At 37.6% G+C, this 19,734-nt stretch carries 16 protein-coding genes; 6 read left to right on the top strand and 10 right to left on the bottom strand.

Features of this window, described 5'->3' with window-relative positions:
• The first annotated feature begins 118 nt into the window (after window positions 1–118).
• Together I6F40_RS16170 and I6F40_RS16165 are read left to right on the top strand one after the other, a co-directional pair.
• Window positions 119–1,090: an aldo/keto reductase gene (locus tag I6F40_RS16170; RefSeq protein WP_165727246.1), complete on the top strand. Its 972-nt coding sequence runs from the start codon at window positions 119–121 to the stop codon at window positions 1,088–1,090.
• 13 nt (window positions 1,091–1,103) lie between these two features.
• Window positions 1,104–1,280: a hypothetical protein gene (locus I6F40_RS16165; RefSeq protein WP_007583822.1), complete on the top strand. Its 177-nt coding sequence runs from the start codon at window positions 1,104–1,106 to the stop codon at window positions 1,278–1,280.
• A 74-nt stretch (window positions 1,281–1,354) separates the two neighbouring features.
• On the opposite strand, the gene I6F40_RS16160 is transcribed toward I6F40_RS16165, so the two are convergent.
• A complete protein-coding gene (locus tag I6F40_RS16160; RefSeq protein ID WP_007585425.1) occupies window positions 1,355–2,668 on the bottom strand; it encodes a peptidoglycan DD-metalloendopeptidase family protein in 1,314 nt (437 codons plus the stop codon).
• A 322-nt stretch (window positions 2,669–2,990) separates the two neighbouring features.
• Here I6F40_RS16160 and tyrS point away from each other — a divergent pair, with 322 nt between their 5' ends.
• Window positions 2,991–4,190 carry a tyrosine--tRNA ligase gene (tyrS, locus tag I6F40_RS16155; RefSeq protein WP_007585427.1) on the top strand — a complete coding sequence of 400 codons (1,200 nt, stop codon included), beginning with the start codon at window positions 2,991–2,993 and terminating at the stop codon, window positions 4,188–4,190.
• A gap of 96 nt (window positions 4,191–4,286) precedes the next feature.
• Here the strand turns inward: tyrS and I6F40_RS16150 are convergent, their stop codons facing one another.
• The 4 genes from I6F40_RS16150 to folE2 form a co-directional block, all read right to left on the bottom strand.
• Complete coding sequence (locus I6F40_RS16150; protein WP_166376511.1) at window positions 4,287–5,231, bottom strand: cobalamin biosynthesis protein CobD/CbiB; 945 nt, start codon at window positions 5,229–5,231, stop codon at window positions 4,287–4,289.
• Window positions 5,232–5,939 carry a 5'-methylthioadenosine/S-adenosylhomocysteine nucleosidase gene (gene mtnN / locus I6F40_RS16145; protein ID WP_024607949.1) on the bottom strand — a complete coding sequence of 236 codons (708 nt, stop codon included), beginning with the start codon at window positions 5,937–5,939 and terminating at the stop codon, window positions 5,232–5,234.
• A 122-nt stretch (window positions 5,940–6,061) separates the two neighbouring features.
• Window positions 6,062–6,658: a DUF2726 domain-containing protein gene (locus tag I6F40_RS16140; RefSeq protein WP_166376512.1), complete on the bottom strand. Its 597-nt coding sequence runs from the start codon at window positions 6,656–6,658 to the stop codon at window positions 6,062–6,064.
• A gap of 116 nt (window positions 6,659–6,774) precedes the next feature.
• Window positions 6,775–7,695 carry a GTP cyclohydrolase FolE2 gene (gene folE2 / locus I6F40_RS16135; RefSeq protein WP_166376513.1) on the bottom strand — a complete coding sequence of 307 codons (921 nt, stop codon included), beginning with the start codon at window positions 7,693–7,695 and terminating at the stop codon, window positions 6,775–6,777.
• 232 nt (window positions 7,696–7,927) lie between these two features.
• On the opposite strand from folE2, the gene arcB reads away from it, so the two are divergent.
• On the top strand, window positions 7,928–10,246 hold the full coding sequence (gene arcB / locus I6F40_RS16130; protein WP_166376514.1) for an aerobic respiration two-component sensor histidine kinase ArcB: 2,319 nt from the start codon (window positions 7,928–7,930) through the stop codon (window positions 10,244–10,246).
• A gap of 16 nt (window positions 10,247–10,262) precedes the next feature.
• Here arcB and arcA read toward each other — a convergent pair whose 3' ends face one another.
• From arcA to trmB, 4 genes are all read right to left on the bottom strand, one after another.
• Complete coding sequence (gene arcA, locus I6F40_RS16125; protein WP_166376515.1) at window positions 10,263–10,979, bottom strand: two-component system response regulator ArcA; 717 nt, start codon at window positions 10,977–10,979, stop codon at window positions 10,263–10,265.
• Between the two features lie 489 nt (window positions 10,980–11,468).
• Window positions 11,469–13,073 (bottom strand): sensor histidine kinase, encoded by a 1,605-nt coding sequence (locus I6F40_RS16120; protein WP_166376516.1) that lies wholly within the window; start codon window positions 13,071–13,073, stop codon window positions 11,469–11,471.
• 151 nt (window positions 13,074–13,224) lie between these two features.
• Window positions 13,225–14,250, bottom strand: a complete 1,026-nt coding sequence (locus tag I6F40_RS16115; RefSeq protein ID WP_197193199.1) for a methyltransferase — start codon at window positions 14,248–14,250, stop codon at window positions 13,225–13,227.
• A 66-nt stretch (window positions 14,251–14,316) separates the two neighbouring features.
• Complete coding sequence (gene trmB / locus I6F40_RS16110) at window positions 14,317–15,042, bottom strand: tRNA (guanosine(46)-N7)-methyltransferase TrmB (protein WP_007582957.1); 726 nt, start codon at window positions 15,040–15,042, stop codon at window positions 14,317–14,319.
• A 161-nt stretch (window positions 15,043–15,203) separates the two neighbouring features.
• On the opposite strand from trmB, the gene mutY reads away from it, so the two are divergent.
• Both mutY and I6F40_RS16100 read left to right on the top strand, forming a co-directional pair.
• Window positions 15,204–16,265, top strand: a complete 1,062-nt coding sequence (gene mutY, locus I6F40_RS16105; RefSeq protein WP_166376518.1) for an A/G-specific adenine glycosylase — start codon at window positions 15,204–15,206, stop codon at window positions 16,263–16,265.
• 35 nt (window positions 16,266–16,300) lie between these two features.
• Window positions 16,301–16,573: an oxidative damage protection protein gene (locus I6F40_RS16100; RefSeq protein WP_007582954.1), complete on the top strand. Its 273-nt coding sequence runs from the start codon at window positions 16,301–16,303 to the stop codon at window positions 16,571–16,573.
• A 50-nt stretch (window positions 16,574–16,623) separates the two neighbouring features.
• On the opposite strand, the gene I6F40_RS16095 is transcribed toward I6F40_RS16100, so the two are convergent.
• Window positions 16,624–19,401: a hybrid sensor histidine kinase/response regulator gene (locus I6F40_RS16095; protein WP_166376519.1), complete on the bottom strand. Its 2,778-nt coding sequence runs from the start codon at window positions 19,399–19,401 to the stop codon at window positions 16,624–16,626.
• Window positions 19,402–19,734 lie beyond the last annotated feature (333 nt).

Raw genomic sequence — 19,734 nt, 5'->3', positions numbered from 1 at the left:
GATTTAGCGCAGTTTACTGCGCTTTTTTTTGTTCTTAATTTGTTCACCGCTAAATGGTTTCTTGTTCAGCGCTTTTTGTTTACAGTAACAGCTCTTCAAAATTTTAAGGATAGTTATCATGCTTCACACACCTTTAGCAAAGCACTTACCTCATGTTAGTAAACTTGTATTCGGATGCATGGGTCTGGGAGGCGGTTGGAATAAAGACGCAATCACTGATGCACATGTTAAGCAAACTCATGAATGCATAGATAACGCTATTGAAGGTGGCATTAACTTTTTTGACCACGCTGATATTTATACTTTTGGTAAAGCGGAGCAGGTTTTTGGTAAAGCATTAAGCGAGCGACCAGAGCTTAGAGAGCACATGTATATTCAATCTAAGTGTGGGATTCGTTTTGAAGATGACTTAGGGCCAAAGCGCTATGATTTTTCATCAAAGTGGATTGAGCAATCAGTTGAAGCATCCTTGAAGCGATTAAATACAGACTATTTAGACGTACTTATGCTACATCGTCCTGATCCACTCATGGAAGCTAACGAAATTGCTCGCATATTTAGTTGCTTAAAAGAAAGCGGTAAAGTGCGCAATTTTGCAGTATCGAATATGCAGCAACATCAAATGAATTTTTTACAGCATGCACTTGATATGCCGATTGTGGCTAATCAAATTGAGGCTAGTTTACAAAAACATCAGTTTGTTGATGAAGGTGTATATGCCGGTAACAGTGACGGTAAGGATCTTAATTTTACGCCCGGTAGTATTGAGTACTGTCGCCATTTTGAAATTCAAATTCAAAGCTGGGGCAGTTTATGCCAAGGATTATACAGCGGCAGTGATTTATCAAACGCATCGCAGGCTGATATAAACACCAGTCTTTTAGTTAATAAGCTGGCTGCACTTTATGATACGTCTGCTGAGGCTATAGTCATTGCATGGTTACTGCGCCATCCCGCATCTATTCAGCCGATTATTGGAACAACTAATGCCAAGCGTATTAAAGCCTCTTGTGATGCTGTAAACGTACAGCTAACTCGTGAGCATTGGTATGCACTTTATGTAAGCGCTAAAGGCCATGAGCTACCATAAGAAGGGCATTGATATGAATATATTCGTTATTTTAATTGGTTTGTTTGTCGCGCTAGCGATACTTATTCCATTGCTTGAAAAATATCAAAGTAAAATAGGGCTCAACGGTGCAACCAAATACAGCAAATATATTTGGCCATTAGTGATGGTGTCTTTAGTTATTCAGCTCATTTATGTATTAATGTACTAATGGTTTTTAGCGTACACAAAAAAGCCTTTGCAGGTTTAACCTGCAAAGGCTTTTTTAATGTTTATTAATAAACTTTATTTAAGTGCTAACTGTAGCTCGCGATTGCGCTCAAGTTGGGCAATAAAGTTATCTGCAATCGGTTTAAACTTAGCAAGTTCTGAGCGAGGTAATGGCTCTGACTTAGGAAGTTTTACTGTTTTAGGATTACGGTGAACGCCATTTACTAAAAATTCATAGTGTAAATGCGCGCCAGTAACACGACCCGTAGAACCTACAGTACCAATTTGTTGGCCCTGTTTAACTTTTTGGCCCGTTTTAACTAGTTTCTTATTTAGGTGTAAGTACTTAGTTACATATTGTGTGCCATGGCTAATAAAGACGTAGTTACCGTTGTACTTGCTGTAACCCGCTTTAACTACCTTACCGTTCCCTGATGCAACCACCGGTGTGCCAGTGCGTGCCGCAAAGTCGATACCACGGTGCGCTCTAACTTGCCCAGTAACTGGGTGTAAGCGACGAGGATTAAAGCTCGAACTAATATACTTAAAGCTTACAGGTGCACGTAAAAATGCTTTTTTCATGCTACGCCCTTCAGGCGTATAAAAATTGCCGTCGGTATGGCGAATCGCTGCAAAGCGCTGACCTTGGTTTACAAATTCAGCGGCAATAATTTTACCGGTACCAATAAACTCGCCATCAACATAATGAGACTCATAAATTAAGCCAAACACATCGCCTTTACGAATGTCGTTTGCAAAATCAACATCCCAACCAAATATGTCAGCAAAGTTCATTATTTGACGTTCGCTTAAACCAGCCGCTATTGCTGAAGTCCAAAAGTTGTTAGATATCTCGCCGCCAGCGGTTTTAGTTAACGTTTCAATTTCTTTACTATCAATAGCTGTATCGTAGTTACCTTCTTCATTTAAGGTAACAAATAAAGTATCGGTTTTTGAAATCACATAGCGCAGTTGAGCCAAAGAGCCATCTTCAGCTGTCGCAAAGCTAAGTATTTCACCGGGGTGAATTTTAGTTAGCTTGCGCGTTTCTGCGTTAGTGTTAATTAGTTTATGGAGCGTTTGAGCTGAAAAACCAGCACGTTTGAAGATAATTGCTAAATTGTCGCCATTTTTAACTTTATGATCGACAAAGTCGTATTCTGGTAACTTTTCTGCTGCTTGCTCTGAATTTAACTCAGTTAATTTTTCGTTGTCATCAACTTTAACTTGTAACTCATAGCGCTTGCCTATCTCTAATGCATCTGCATTATTGTCTTTAGAAGCAGTCGCTTTTTCAGAAGGAAGAAATGCCAAGCCGGCAATAGCAGAAACTAAACCTAAAATAAGCAATTTGTGTTTTTTTGGGAGAGTGTTAACCACGTGAACCATAACGTGCCTTTTTCTGCTGTCAAGATAATAAATACATAATATTGCAGGATATACTTAATAATGTACGAATACTAGTGCTTTGTAGATTTAAACTAACCTTAAACTACGCTAAAATCAGGGTTAGGAAGCCTTTTTTAACGTCCTATCTAGCTAAGACTCAATTCATTTTGTTTAGTTGCATTAATAACTTAAAAAGTTATTTTAATTAGGTAGAAATTTGTTATGTTAGCTACATATATATATTCGGTTTAAACCTATATTAAACCGTGATTACAAGTAACTAGTCCGCCCCTTCGTAGGCAGAATTTTGGAGTAACACAAAGTGGATTTACAAACCGCTCTAGCAGAGATAAAACGCGGTGCAGAAGAAATATTAATTGAAGACGAACTAGTTGAAAAACTAAAGTCGGGCAAAAAGCTAAAAATAAAAGCTGGCTTTGATCCTACAGCCCCTGATTTACATTTAGGGCACACTGTACTCATTAATAAAATGAAAACCTTTCAGGATTTAGGTCATGAGGTTATTTTCTTAATTGGTGACTTTACTGGCATGATTGGCGACCCAACAGGTAAAAACGTAACGCGTAAACCACTTACTCGCGAAGACGTACTAGCCAATGCCGAAACATATAAAGAACAAGTATTCAAAATTCTAGATCCTGCTAAAACCACTGTTGCATTTAACTCTACTTGGATGGAAAAGTTAGGCGCTGCAGGCATGATTAAACTTGCTGCAAACCAAACCGTAGCACGTATGCTTGAACGCGATGACTTTAAAAAGCGTTATGGAAGTGGCCAACCAATTGCAATTCATGAGTTTTTATATCCACTGGTACAAGGTTGGGATTCGGTTGCACTAGAGTCAGATGTTGAACTAGGTGGTACTGATCAGCGCTTTAACTTGCTAATGGGTCGTGAGCTACAAAAAGTTGAAGGGCAAAAGCCGCAAACAGTATTAATGATGCCATTACTTGAAGGTACTGACGGCGTTCAAAAAATGTCTAAGTCGCTTGGTAACTACATTGGTATTACTGATGCGCCAAACGATATGTTTGGTAAAATAATGTCAATTAGTGATGTGCTAATGTGGCGTTATTACGATTTATTAAGCGCGCTTTCTATTGAAGAAATTGCAGCTCAAAAAGAACGTGTTGAGCAAGGTACTAATCCGCGCGATATTAAAATAGAATTAGCTAAAGAGTTAATTGCTCGTTTTCATAGTGAAGCTGATGCACAAGGTGCACATGATGATTTTATTCAGCGTTTTCAGAAAAAAGCGTTACCAGATGAAATCCCAGAGCTGACAATCACTATCGCAGAAGATACTATTTTAATTGCTAACTTGCTTAAAGAAGCAAATTTAGTAGTTAGTACGTCAGAAGCAATGCGTATGATTAAGCAAGGTGCAGTTAAACTTAACGGTGAAGATAAAATCACTGACACCAAACTTGAAATAGCAAAAGGCACAACAGCTATTTACCAAGTAGGTAAACGTAAGTTTGCAAACATCACTGTAGCTTAAACGCAGTTTAAAAACTAAAAAACCAGCCTCGGCTGGTTTTTTTGTGCTTGTATTTTGGGGTCTGTAAATAGTTACGAGGTAGTCACTAAATAGTCACTAAATCACTTTTAATATTTCGATACTTACAATTACTAACAACCAAAATACACGCGCTTGATTTAATCTATTAATTATTACAGGTACATCCTCCGGTGTAGGTAGTCTATCAGTACCAATACGCATTTTATTAAAGCGAGTACCTAAATAAACTGCTGGCCCGCCCAGTTGCACGCCAAGTGATGCAGAGCACGTGCTTAACAGCCAACCTGTATTTGTTTGATAAAAATGTCTGCCGTAATACTTAATGTAGCGCATGCTTTGTTTGCTCGCTCTACTTGCTGCAATAGTTAAAGCCAGTAAGCGCATCGGTATATATTCAATAATAAACAACAGAGTTTTAAGCGGTTTTAAAAAGTAGCTATTTGGGGATATGCCACTACGCCACGCTTGTTGTATTAAGGTAAGCAACCGATAGGCGAGGGCAGCGATAGGGCCAAATGCTAAAAATATAAATATAACTACGAAATAGTATCTAGCAGTGCGCAGTATTAAGCTTTCAATTAATGCTTTGATAATACCAGGAGATGAAAGCCTATTAACTTCACGGGCAAGCAGTGGTTTTAGTAATTCGCGTGCTGTCGATTTTTGATTTTGTTTAGTTAACTTTGCAATTCGGAGCGCTTTTTTATCAATACTCTTACTCTCTAAGCATAAATATAAAATAAGACCTGCGAGTAATTCTGGGTAAAAAGCAAATTCGAGTAGTAACATTACAATAATAAGAATGACACTTAAAATGAGCGTACTTGCGAGTATTGCAGCTAAATATTGATAGCTCTTAGGTTCTTTGCTTTTGTATATGCGTTTGCCAATCGCACTAAAAACAGCATTCAATGCCGTATTAGGATGATACCAGCTAACAATGGGAATAAAGCGCTCAGCAAGGAGCGCTAGTACAAAGGCAATAAAGTCCAAGTGGTTTTGAACAATATTGCTAAGCATTTACAGAGACACTGCAGTTAGCTTTTCTAAAAGTGCGACAACCATTTTAGATGAGTTGATTGATGCAGTTTCTAGGTATTCTTCAAATGATTGTGGTGACTCTTTACCTGCAATATCAGACATTGAGCGAATTACAACAAACGGTGTATTAAGCGTAAAACACGTTTGTGCAATTGAAGCGCCTTCCATTTCAACGGCAAGCATTGTAGGAAAATCACTACGTGCTTTATCAATACGTACCGGGTCACACATAAATGTGTCACCAGTACAAATTAAGCCAACAAGTGTTTTAACATCACTGATCTGTTCGATTGTTTGTTGTGCTGCTTCAACTAATTTAGGGTGAGCTGCAAAGCCTGCTGGCATTTGCGGTACTTGGCCAATTTCGTAGCCGAAAGCAGTGACATCTACATCGTGATGACGTACTTCTGACGAAATTACTACATCGCCAACACTTAGAGAAGGATCGAATCCACCGGCAGAGCCTGTGTTAATTACGCAATCAGGTTTAAAGTTATCGATAAGTAACGTGGTTGCAATCGTTGAGGCAACTTTACCAATACCAGATTGAACAAGTGTTACTGTGTTACCAGCTAGCTCGCCAGTATAAAAAGTGAAACCTGCTTTAGTTAAAATTTGTGGGTTTTGCATTGCTTCACGTAAAATTTTAACTTCTGGCTCCATTGCGCCAATAATACCAACATTCATAATGTTTTATTCCTGAGTTTGAATTACTTGATTATACGTGAAGTTAGCTATAAAAAACAAAAAAGCGAGCAGTTTTCACTGCTCGCTTTAAATACTTTTTAGGAAGGTATTTAATTCGGTTTTTAAATTTCAGCTAAAGCAGTTGTTTGTGCTTTGGCTTGAGAAGGTGAAAGTACCGCTGGCTTATGTGAGCGGTTACGAACAGGACGCTGCGTTTGTGCTGCTGCAGGCTTACCAAGTTTAAACATAATTGCATCGCGTACTTCAGAAGGGCGGTAGCCCGACTTAACTTTCATACGAATATGTGGAATGCCGGCAGACTCTAGTGCGCCATTTACAAACCAGTCACGTTGAGCTTTGTGGCCACCTTTATTGGCATTGTTAACTAGGTCAACGGCCGCAACAATAGTTAGTTTTTCTTTATCGATTAGCACGTAATCAAGCTGTTTATTTTTAGCTTTTGCTAAAGCAGCACGTTTAGATTTTACTGAAAGGCCTTGCTTACAGTCAATAACATCAACTAACTTAACGCGACTAACAATTTTATATTGATCGCCAACAGCACGCTCTAGAAGATTTAAAAAAGCCCCTTCAACCTGTGTAAACACAGTTTGCTTGCGGATAAAAGGGTACGGGTTTCCGCCATCGTCATTAAATTTTGACGCAACAACAGAGGCCCCGACAACTAATACTAGGATTAATAATAAAGCGAATTCCATACGGTAACTCCATAACAACAAATTGACACTGCTCAAACAAAGCAATTTACGTGCCTAAAAAGTGTGAGTTATAAAATAATTACCAACTGTTTATAAAAGCTAAAGCGATGCAGCTATTAAGCTTTGTATCCACCTTCAATACCTTTAACCGCAATAGCTACAGCATCGTGTGCATGGAGTGATTCATAATGGTTTATTTGCAGCCAGTAATCGCTGTAATTATCAGCTTCTAGCAAGGCTTTAATTTTGCGCGCTGCATCTTCACAAAACATTAGATTTTGGCCGTTTAGGCGGGCAAACTCTTGCTCGTCTTCACGTTTTACAGCCGCTTGTACAGGCGTTTTAAGTTCTGCTTCAAGAGTATTTATTAGAGTCACTACATCAAACTCTTGAATGTTGCTATCAAGCTTTACTTTTACGTTGGCAATAGAGCGCTGCGAGTGAGGTGTAGCAACTATGCCTTGTGTAGTGCCTAGCCATTCGTGCACATCTTTTTGGCTTAAGGTTTCTTGGTTAAACTTTTCGTTAAACGCGTTTTGTATAAGCTGGCGTGCAAGTGCTGCAGAGCAAGGGCATGTTGAAGAATAGGTAACATCTACGGTTAGCTCGTAGCTAATAATGTTATTTTCAATTGTACTGGTAAGTACAACTGGGTAGCTTTTCCAGCCCGCTTTACCACTTAATAGTGATTTACGGCGTAGCGGTAATTCAAATTTAAATTCAATTTGTGCTTTATCGCTCAGCCCTTCGTGGCTAGTTATAAAGGTATCGAGTGCTTGCGCTATTGTTTGCGGATTGACTTGCTGCTCAGTTGAAAGCAGGTCAAGTGCTAAAAATAGACGTGACATATGAATGCCTTTGGCATCTTCTTTATGCAAATTTACAAATGCACGAGCTTTGGCATTTACTGTAACTGGAGATAAGTCTAGTGACTCAAAAATAAATGGCAGTTCGATTTCGCCCATGCCAACCCAGTCTAATTTACCTGTTTGTAAAGCGGGTGCAGTGTCTGCTATATCTGGCATATTGGTTTGCATGTGCGCTACTCGTATTTTGGAGATAATAAAGCGGGGCATTTTACACTAAATAATTTATTGCTGAAATGATGAGTTTAGGGAATGAGCAAAATCAAACATGAAAAATTTTGTTTTTATCGCACAACATGGGTAGTGGTAGGAGAAAAATGCTAAAATCTGGGAAAATGGTATGTTTATACATGCGCATTGCCTTCTTTATATTTAAGCACACAGCTAAGAGATAAAATTACGTATGACCGATTATTCTTTGAGCCCTTGGGCTCGGGTACTTTCCAGCTCAATAACGCGATTTGGTGAATTTAAAACCGCAGCTATTTGTTACACTTTATTTTTAACTGTATCTCTTATTTTATCGAGCATGTTTTATTATGTTGCGATAGGCGAATTACACCTTGTTGATATTTTGGCTGTGGTATTTTTTACCGCTGTGGTTTCCCCTTTAATTATAAGTGTATTACTTAATTCAATTCGTCAATTAGATGCCTCGTATGCTTATTTAGATAGTGCAACCAAACAGGAAAAACTCTTAAATCAAACCTTAAAAGATAATATTAGCCGTTTGAATATTGAAATTGATGAGCGTAAAATGGCATTTCATGCCAAGCATCGCGCTATCGAAGAGCTGCGCCGAGAAATTGCAGAGCGTAAAAAAACACAACAAGAACTTGCTCAACAAAGCATGCTGCAGCGCTCAATAGTTGATTCATCTCCTGATTTATTTTATTACCGCGATAACAATGGCGTATTTGCTGGTTGTAATAAAATGTTTGAAGAAGTAATGGGCAAATCAAGTAGTGAGCTAATTGGGAAAACGGTTGAGCAAATATTTCCGAGTCACTTTTTATCTGAGGTTTTAAAAACTGATAAGGAAGTAGAGCAAAGCCATAAAGCGCTGACTATCGATGTGGGTTATGAAGTAAATGGTGAAACACGTTGGTTTGAGCTGCGTAAATTACCTTTTATAAATGATGACGGTGACTACATTGGATTACTGGGTTTTGGTCGTGATATCACTAGCCGTAAAGAAGCAGCACAGGCACTCGAAACAGCTTATAAAGACAAAGGTAAGTTTATTGCTACACTGAGCCATGAACTACGTACACCATTAAATGGCATTGTTGGTTTAACGCGTATGTTATTAGATACAGAGCTTAATAAGCAACAGCGTAGTTGGGGTAACACTATTTTTTCGAGCGCTGAGACACTCGGGAATATTTTTAATGATATTATAGATTTAGATAAAATAGATAGAGAGCAGCTCGATATAGCAACCAATTCTATTAATGTTTCTGATTTTATAAACGATGTAGTTAATTTTGCAGGCTTAATAGCAGAGCAAAAAGAGCTTGAGTTTGATATTAAACGCAATGGCATACTTGATGTTTACGCGCAACTCGATCCGACTCGATTACGCCAAGTTGTTTGGAACTTGATTAACAACGCCGTTAAGTTTACTCAGCAAGGGAAAGTAACACTCGAATGTAGCAGAGAAAATCGTGTAGAAGGCCCATGGTTAGTTATTAAAGTATTGGATACCGGCCAAGGTATTCCACCAGAGCAGCTTGCCCATATATTTGATATGTATTACAAAGCGCCGGATTTAAAAGGAACCAACGCGATAGGCTCAGGTATTGGTTTGGCTGTAACTAAGGCACTTGTAAGTGCAATGAAAGGGATAATTACAGTCAATAGTACCGAAGGCGAAGGAAGTTGTTTTACAGTGCAAATACCGCTTAGTTTATGTGTTGCACCAACAGAGCAAAGCTATGTTGGCCGCGGTTTGTATATTCTACTAGTAGAAGATGTGCCTCTTAACGCCGAAATTGCTACAAACCTATTAGAGCAACGCGGCCACGAAGTATTATGGGCTGAAACCGGTGAAGATGCGCTCTCGTTTGTCGAAACCGAAGATGACTTAGATTTAGTACTACTTGATATGCAATTGCCAGATATAAACGGTGACGTGGTTGCTAAGCAAATACGCTCAGATAGCCACTTCGATAAATTACCTATTGTCGCTTTAACTGCCAATGTACGCAGTGCTGAAAAAGAGCTTGAAGGTATATCAATACAAGGTGCGTTGGCTAAACCAATTAACACAGTGAAGCTTGATAAAATGCTGGCTGACTTATTTGGTATTAAGCAAAGTGAATGCACAGAGCCACAGCTAAAAGTAAGTGAAGAGGCGCTAGAGGGCATTGATGCACACTTATTAGATATTGAAACAATAGAAGACTTTGTAAATTCGATGGGCTTAGTTGTATTTAGACGCAGTAGTCAGTTATTTGAAAAGCTAAGTCCACAATATCAGCAAGAATTACTTACTTCATTAAATGCCGGCGATAGGGAAGAGTATGAATCAGTAGCACATAAACTTAAAGGTGCGGCTGGATCGGTAGGTCTAAATGATGTGCAGCTTCATGCCAAGGTAATGGAGCATGGTGCGATTGATGAATCTGATGAAGTATTAAAGCAGTGGTTAGATGTTTTAGAAGATAAAATAAATGAAGGACAAAAAGCCCTTCATTTATTTTTACAGCAATTAGAGTAAAACTAATTAGCTCTAATTAAGCGTCAATTTTACCAATGAAACGGTAACCTTCACCATGGATGGTGCTGATTAACTCTGACGTTGAGTTATCACTTTCAAAATGCTTACGAATGCGACGAATAGTAACGTCAACAGTACGGTCATTTGCACGAAGCTCACGGCCTGTCATATGCTTAATTAATTGCTCGCGGCTGAAAATACGACCAGGAGAATCAAGCATTAAACGAAGTGCTCTGTATTCACCTTTCGGCAAGCGCTTAGCATCGCCACCAGGTGAGGTAAGGCAACGGCTATTTTCATCAAGTTCCCAACCGTTAAACGTAATAACACCATTTGTTTCTAGTGCTGACTCTTCACCGCCTAAAGCAGTACGAGTAATAAGGTTGCGAGCTCTAATAGTTAATTCACGTGGGTTGAATGGCTTAGTAACATAGTCATCTGCGCCAATTTCAAGACCTAAAATACGGTCAACATCGTTGTCACGACCGGTTAGGAATATAAGACCCACTTTACGCTTTTGGCGTAATTCACGGGCTAAAATAAGACCGTTTTTACCAGGAAGGTTGATATCCATAACTACAAGATTAACGTCATCGTTATTTGTAAGCTTGTCATGCATATCATCGCCATCAATGGCTTCAATAACTTTGTAACCTTCAGCTTCAAATAAACTAACTAGGTTCAGTCGAGTTACGTCTTCATCTTCTACGATTAGAATGACTGGCGTTTGCATTATTAATTAACCTTTTGGAATATTTTATTTATAAAAAATCGGTGACGAATTTATAACCGATTACTAGAGATTATAGGATTATACCCATTTGTTAACAAGGAAAAAACAAATTGGATAAAAATAAAACAGCAGGTTGTCCAAAGTCTACTAAAAAGGGCAGTGCAAAAACTACTGTTTAATTGATATATACGTGGATGTAGCTATTTGAATTATAAAGTCGAAGCCATTTCCCTTTAATAATTGATACATCATTCAATCAAACAGGGTACTTAAAATAATCAGACTAATTCAAAGCAAAACTATATCACTTTCTAACCTTTCATCAATGTATGTGATACAGCAAAGATAAAAAAGTTCATAAATCGTTTGGTAATAATTATTTAATGCAATTAAATAATGTTACGCGCTTATCACATGCCTCATTAATGAGGTCATTTAATGCTAATTCAAGGATAAATTTTAAATATATGCACTTTTAGTGATCTTTATTTAAGGGATAGTAATTATAAAGCGAGCACCGCGTTTTTCTTCAAGATCAAACATAACTCTTCCACCGAGTGCCTGTGTTACTAGGTTATATACCAAGTGCATGCCTAAGCCGCTTGCACCTTGTCCACGCTTTGAAGTTACAAAAGGATCAAAAATTCTATTTTTAATATTTTTATCAACGCCTTGACCATTGTCAGAGTAAACTATTGTTAATTTTTTCCCTACCAGTTCTACGTCAAAGCGAATTTCATTATTTTCTTTACCTATAAATCCATGAATCACAGAGTTCATAAGCAATTGCTGAAACACTTGTTGCAGAGGCTCAGACTTACTATGAATAGCCAAGTCGTTCGGGCAGTTAATAATAACGGCAGGCTTTTTAGGCAGTAATTCAGATTGAATCGATGTTAAAACATCACTTATTAATTTATGCACATTAATATAGGTATTAACACCGTCGTCTTGAATAACGGCGACTTTTTTAAAGTTAGATATCAGGTCTGCAGCACGATTTAGATTACGATAAATTAAGTCTAAGTTTTCAATACCTTCATTTATAAAGCGTTTTAAATGGCTTGAGGTTAGTTTTTTATCGTCAAAGCTTTGTTGTATATCTGCCAGTTTATCTCGTAGTAATGTAGAACCAGTAATCCCTAGCCCTATTGGTGTATTCACTTCATGGGCAACCCCTGCAACCATTTGCCCAAGCGATGCCATTTTTTCATTTTCAACAATTTGTGTTTGATACTGATGCATTCGCTCAAGAGTTGATAAAAGCTCTTGGTTTGCTTCTCTGAGAGCGATTGTTCGCTGGTTTACTTTTTCTTCAAGACTTTGGTTTAACTGTTTTATTTCTTGTTTATCTTTTTCGTGGCGCTCCAGTTGCCTCTTAGTACGTGTAAGCATAATATTTAAACTATTTGAAAGAGCGGTTATTTCTTTTACATCGGTTATCGGCGCGCGTGCATCATAGTTATGATTTTTAGATACATCCTGTAATAGCATGCTTAGCTGCTCTATTGGCTTGGCTATACGTCGTTGAACTTTTATAGCAATAAAGTAAACAACGATTAAAATTAAGAGTGTTAATAACACGTCTATTAATATTTTTCTTTCAATATAGGTCTCTAAACTTTCGAGACTCCCTCGCATATATACATAACCTACCAACTGTTCGTTATCGTAAATAGGACGGGTTAATTCAATATGATCGCTCGTAATTCGTGGCGTTTTTAGCTCATCAACACTGTCTATTCTTAACGGCACTGGAGGCATTTTTTTTGCATTGAAGCTAATAAAAAAAACGGGTTTTTGGGATGCTTTTTCTATTGAATAAATATGTATGTTTTTTACAAGAGGGATATTTTCAAATGATTTAAGGCGTTTTTCTTCTGTTTTTCTATCATCCTCAATTACTGAGTTAGCAGCATCGAAAGCTACAATTTCAGAAAGTATAACGAGTTTATTAATGATTAATTGCTTTTGCTCCTTAACGCTCAAGTACGTCGAAATAGAAATAGAGAGCGATAAGCAAATAGCTGTAATAAGCATAATTAAATTTAGGAGTGCTTTACGAATGCTACTTTGTTGAACTTTTTTAGGCATTATTTCGTTATCGCCTGAATTAATTTTAATTATTTAGAGTTTTAGTTTAGCAAAAACGGAGGGAAGTGAAGGATAAAAACTAAATTAATTCTTATATTTATTCGAAAGTTAGATTAAGCACGTTTGTGCTTAATCATTCTATAAAGTTAAATTAGCTACTATACACAGCAAATTTATTGTTCTTAAATACAGTTTGATAGCTTTCAAATTGCGTTTCTAAAATAGGCGGGTACTTTAAAAAGCTGTTAGCAACAATATTCAGTTTTCCTAACTTAGTTAAATGCTGTTTTGCATTTGCTAAAAATGTTTCTGCTACTGTGTAGTCAGTCGCAATACCAGTATGAAAAGGTGGATTGCTAATAATTAAATCAAACTTACCGGTAATGCTTTTAAGGCCGTTACTTAATATCGCTTCGCCTTTGATGCTGTTAAGCTTCAGAGTTTGCTGTGTTGCGTAGGTTGCCAGTGCACTTACATCACTACACACAAACTCAAGTGCTGGATTATGCAGCCCTAAAAAGGTTGCTATTAAACCTGCGCCACAGCCAAAGTCGAGAACCCTACCTTGCTTAATTGTCGGTGCGTTTTCGAGTAGAACTTTCGTTCCTATATCTAAACTACCGTGATTAAACACCCCTGGGACACTAATAGCTGTAAACTCGGTGTCGGCAACATTAACAACAAACTTTTTATGGTAGGTCGTAATATCAAAATCAGGGTGCTGGGTAATCTCAGCAAATGAGTAAAGAACGCAGTGCTTAGCTGAATCAATTTTGTTACTAAACTCAGCTTTACCAGCTAATTGCTTTTCAATTGATTTAACACCACTTTTATTTTCACCTACCACCAATAGTTCGGCATCATCAGTAATAGCAGATCGAATATTATCAAGCGCCATTAATAACTCAGGTTTTGATTTAGGGTAGTAAAGAATAACTAAATCGTAGCCGTTGCCAGGTATTGTGTGGTTTACATGAATATCAACGTCTTTAGTGTTTTTAGCAAACTCACCGTTAGCATGGTTGTAGCTAAATGCAGTTACCTTGCTTTGTGGGTTAAGTTTTTTAAGCTCTGTTAAAAAGCCATCTTGAACAAAGTTGACCACCAAGATAGATTTGCCCGTTAGTGCCTCGCTATTACGAAGTAACAGTAAACTTGGGTTGGTTAGTACGCTCATAAATGGCTTTGCCTTACAGTATGTTTAGTTTTATTAAAAATAAAAGTGAGTGCTTAAAGTTACTAATTACTCAGTACGTTCAAACATTAAATCCCATACGCCATGACCTAGGCGATGCCCGCGCTGCTCAAACTTAGTAAGCGGACGCAAATCTGGACGTGGAACATAATCGTTTGTTTCTGATTGGTTTTTAAAACCAGGAGCTACATTCATTACTTCGAGCATATGCTCTGCATAGTTTTCCCAATCTGTTGCCATATGAAAAACGCCACCCATTTTAAGTTGAGCTCTTAGTTTTTCAACAAACTCAGTTTGTACGATACGGCGTTTGTGATGGCGCTTTTTATGCCAAGGATCAGGGAAAAATAACTGCAGTGTTGTTAAGCTTTCATTAGGTATACAGTCAGCAAGTACTTCAACAGCGTCGTGTTCAAAAATACGTAAGTTAGTAATGCCTGCTTCATCAGCATCCATTAAACAAGCACCAACGCCTGGGCGGTGTACTTCAATACCAATAAAGTTTAGGTGTGGAGCATTTGTTGCCATTTCGACAAGTGATTTACCCATACCAAAACCAATTTCTACTACTACATCGTTGTTGTTGCCAAAAACTTCGCTTAAATCAAGCATACCGTTTTTATGCTCTAGGCCCATTGTTGGCCAGCATTTTTCGATTGCAGCGGCTTGGCCTTTGGTTAATCGACCTTCGCGTTTTACAAAACTGCGAATGGTGCGGATGTATTTACCTTCTTGCTTAGCTTGCTCAAGGTTAGTGTTGCTTGATTCACTCATATTATTGGCCTGACAAAAACAATGTGTTTAAAAATGGTTGCATATTATCCCTGACCGAGCCCGCAATCACAAGTATTAGCTGGTTTTACACGCCCTATAGCTTGATCTTTTTATTAACTACAATAGACTGAGCCGCCATTGAGCATCAGTAAAAGTACAATATGTTGGATTTAAATAAAGAACAGTCTAATTTGTTTTCTAATCAAATCGTTGATTGGTATCACCTTCATGGGCGTAAAACACTCCCGTGGCAGTTGGGTAAAACACCTTATAAAGTATGGGTGTCTGAGGTGATGCTGCAGCAAACTCAAGTTATTACTGTTATCCCATATTTTGAAAAATTTATGCAAAGCTTTCCAGATATTATTGCTTTAGCTGATGCTGATGAAGATTTAGTACTGCATCACTGGACCGGTTTAGGGTATTACGCTCGTGCGCGTAACTTACATAAAACAGCTAAAATAGTGCGTGACAAATACCAAGGCGAATTTCCACAAACGCTTGATGAGGTAATGGATTTACCCGGAATAGGGCGCTCTACAGCGGGTGCTGTTTTGTCATTGTCGCTTGGGCAGCATCATCCAATTTTAGATGGGAATGTTAAGCGAGTCTTAGCGCGCTACTTTATGATAGAAGGTTGGTACGGTGTTAAAAAAGTCGAAAATCAGCTTTGGCACTTATCAGAGCAATTAACACCTAAAAATAATGTCACCGAATTTAATCAAGCTATGATGGATTTAGGTGCGAGTGTTTGCTCACGTAGTCGGCTTGATTGCGAGGCTTGCCCATTAAATTCAGGTTGTGGTGCCTTTAATGCAGGTAAAGTAAAAGAATTTCCACATTCTAAACCTAAAAAAGCAGTGCCTAAGAAGAGTTGTCATCAGTTAATTATTCAGTGCGGCGATAAAGTGCTTATGGAAAAACGCCCTAACAGCGGTATTTGGGGAGGACTATTTGGCTTTTTTGAATTTAATGAGTACGAGGAGCTTCAAATATTTTTAGCTCAGCAAGGATTAGAAGCCAACTTAGTAGAGCTTGAAGCGTTTATTCATGTGTTTTCACATTTTGAGCTGAAGATTAATCCGCATGTGCTCAATGTTAAGAACATTCCTGATGTAGTAAATGACAAACAATTAGTGTGGTATCCGCTTGATCAATCAATAGAGGTTGGCCTAGCAGCGCCAACTAAAAAGTTGGTTAAACAAATTACAGCAATAGTATAGAATAGCCCCATATTTAGCGTTAGAGAGAATCAATCATGGCACGTACAGTATTTTGTCAAAAGTTACAAAAAGAAGCCGAAGGGCTTGGCTTTCAGTTATACCCTGGTGAAGTTGGTGAAAAGATTTTTAATAACATCTCTAAAGAAGCGTGGGGTCAGTGGCAGCATAAGCAAACAATGCTTATTAACGAAAAGCATTTAAATATGATGGACCCAGAGCACCGCACATTTTTAGAAGAGCAAATGGTTGGCTTTTTGTTTGAAAACAAAGATGTGGAAATTGAAGGTTATCGACCGCCTGAAAAATAATATTTCAAACATAAAAAAAGGGCTAAATAGCCCTTTTTTTGTGTGACCATTTAATCACTTAACTCATCTTCTTGCTCAGAGATTTTAATTTGTTCTTTTAAAAATTGAGCTGCTTTAGAGTATTCAATTTCTAACTTGTCTCTTAAGTCTATTAACTCATCGGTTGTAAGTTCACCTTCTTTGCATTTATCTTCAAATGCACTTGAAAGATCTGCTACCACTAGAGCACCAATTGTTTTAGAAATAGATTTTAGTTGATGACAACCTTCAATTATTTCGTCTAAATCGTTAACCATTACACCTGAGTTAATACCTTTAATTAGCCCTTGGCTTTGTTCTAGATACATTTTAAAGAAACGAATTTGCTTAGCATTATCACCATTTACATATTTAGCGACTGCCTCCATATCTATAGGTAGTGCCATAGTTTGATGAATTAATACGCTTTGGCTTTGATTTAGCTTATCGCTCCAACGCTTTAAAGTATCTTCTAATACATTTAATTCTATAGGTTTGGTAATAAAATCATTAATCCCTACCGCTAAGCAGCGCTCTTTTTCACCTTTAAGTGCGTTGGCAGTGACAGCGATAATATAAGGCTGTGCATCAATAGATTCCAATAATTCGGCTTCATTACGGATTTTTTCTACCATATCGTAACCCGACATTTTAGGCATGTGTAAGTCGGTCAAAATAAGTGAATAGTCACCTTTTCTCCACATATTTAAGCCTTCTTCACCGTTGTTCGCTATTTCAACGGCAAAACCTAATATATGTAGTTGATCAGTCAATACTTGTTGGTTTAGGAGGTTATCCTCAACTAATAAAATCAATCTGTTTGATTTACGAGCTTGATCAATATTTAAATGGCTATTAAGTACCTTGGTTTTTTTTATTTGCTTGGGTGTATGTAAACCAGCAGCCACTAAAATAGAAAGCATGAAATTAGATTTGCATAAAGGAGAGGCGTTAATATAAAAAATGTTTTTATGATTGATAGCCGCTTCATCAAGTTTACTTAGCACAACTACTTGCTGGTTATAATCTTCCAATGAATAAAATAAGCGTCTTAGCAGTGCGTTAATTTTGTCCATATTATCTATGCCATCAGCGACCCAAATAATATCTTGTGAATTTTGATACTCTTCAGCTTCTTCTTCTGTATGCACGTAAGTAATTTTAGCGCCCATAAACGATAAGTAGCGGTACATTACTTTTTCACGTTCTAAGTGATTACTAACTACAATAATCTTCTTACCATTTAACGAACCTTTGTGCGCGTACTCAATTTTACCCGATGTACTAAACGGTAATTCAACAGTAAATTCACTCCCTATACCCGCATGGCTGGTGACATGGATAGTACCTAACATAAGCTCAGTTAAACTTTTACAAATAGAGAGACCCAAGCCTGTCCCCCCATATTCACGAGTGATTGAATTTTCTGCTTGAATAAATGGATTAAATATTTCGCGTAGTTGTGACTGTGTCATACCTTTGCCGTTATCGGTTACGCAAAAGCGTAGAGTAAAGTGATCAGCAGTGTTGTGTGCTACTTCTACTGATATTTTTACATGACCTTGTGTTTTATCATCAGTGGTAGTGAATTTAATTGCGTTGCTACATAGGTTATAAAGAACCTGACGTACACGCACACTGTCACCTGTAAGGTTTATAGGGATATCTGGTGCAATTGATAGCTCTAAATCAAGATTTCGCTTTTTAGCAACAGAGGAAAGCACTCGAGTAACTTCTTCAAGGGTATCTGAGACAGAAAATGGTGTTGGATCTATATTTAGTTTTCCAGCCTCAATTTTAGAAAAGTCTAGGATGTCGTCCAAAATACTCAATAATGAGAATGCTGATTCACGAATAATTGTACTTAAACGATGTTGAGCCCCATCAAGTTCTGTTTGGCGTAGTAAATCAATAGTGCCTATAACACCGTTCATTGGTGTTCTTATTTCGTGACTCATCGTTGCTAAGAACGTTGTTTTAGTATCGCTTGCTCGCTCAGCTTTTAATGTGGCTTGCTCAAGCGCTAAAGTACGATTTTGTACCTCGGCCTCCAAACCGTTTTGTAATTTATAAAGCTCTTTTTGTGCAGCTTCATTTTCACTCATTGCAGTTTGTACTTTTTGCAGTAATAAATTGATGTGTTTTGCTACAACACCTAAACCAATATCAAGTTGCTCATCAACGTTACTGTTATAGTTAGCACCTTCGGTGATCGATTGTAACTCTTGAGTAAGAATATCAGTACTTCTACGTAAGCGAGTATTAATGTACATATTAAACATTAAAGTAAGTATAAATAACGCAGCAACACTCGCTATCGCAATTATATAAGCAATAATTTGAGAGTCCTGAGCACTTAAAGGCATGGCTGGTAGATTTTGTTTAATAATAAGCTCGCCAATGGGCTGATCGTTCAGTGATAGCAGGTGATGTACAATCCCTTGCTCTACTAAGTGCTTTTCAGTTTTAACAGAGGTGATAGCTGGTTTACTGCTGCTATATACCAACTGAGTATCTGATGTAGCATTGAAGCGATATAGAGTATATTCAAAGTCACCGTCTAATAAGGAGGTTAAATCAAGTAACTGTTTTACTTTACCTTGACCATACATAGTTAATGCGTCAATCATAGGCAAGTCCAATCTATCGGCGAGCGTTACAATATTAACAGGTGGGGTTGGTTGAACAGTACTAACTTCAGTTTTTGTGTAAAATGAGTGGGCAACAATAGCAAGTGCTGTTACTGCAATATTAATGATTAAAAAAAGAGGTAGTAAGCCTTTTACCGGCGACGAGAATTTACTCTGCATTGATTGTTTCCAATTGATGTGTTTTCACTACGATAAGCCCTTACTGCACGTATCTAAGTTAATCGTAACATTTACAAAAAATAATTCACTACGGTTTTAGTCTGATTTAGTTGTATTTATTTTATGGTTATAGTTTTTTTGTGGTAAAAATGAACGTTATCAATAAAAAACACACAGGGTTGGCTGAAAACCGTTCAAACAGTTATAAAGAATAAAAAAAAAGTTGACTTGTAAGGGCAAAACTCGTTTAATACGCCGCACGCCCAGATAGCTCAGTCGCTAGAGATGAGTGGGAATTGCATTAAAAATCCTTTAAGATTTTTAATTAGCACT

Source organism: Pseudoalteromonas sp. SWXJ133, assembly GCF_015864365.1.
GTDB classification, from domain to species: Bacteria; Pseudomonadota; Gammaproteobacteria; order Enterobacterales; family Alteromonadaceae; genus Pseudoalteromonas; species Pseudoalteromonas arctica.
This window is presented reverse-complemented; position numbering and strand designations above follow the sequence as displayed.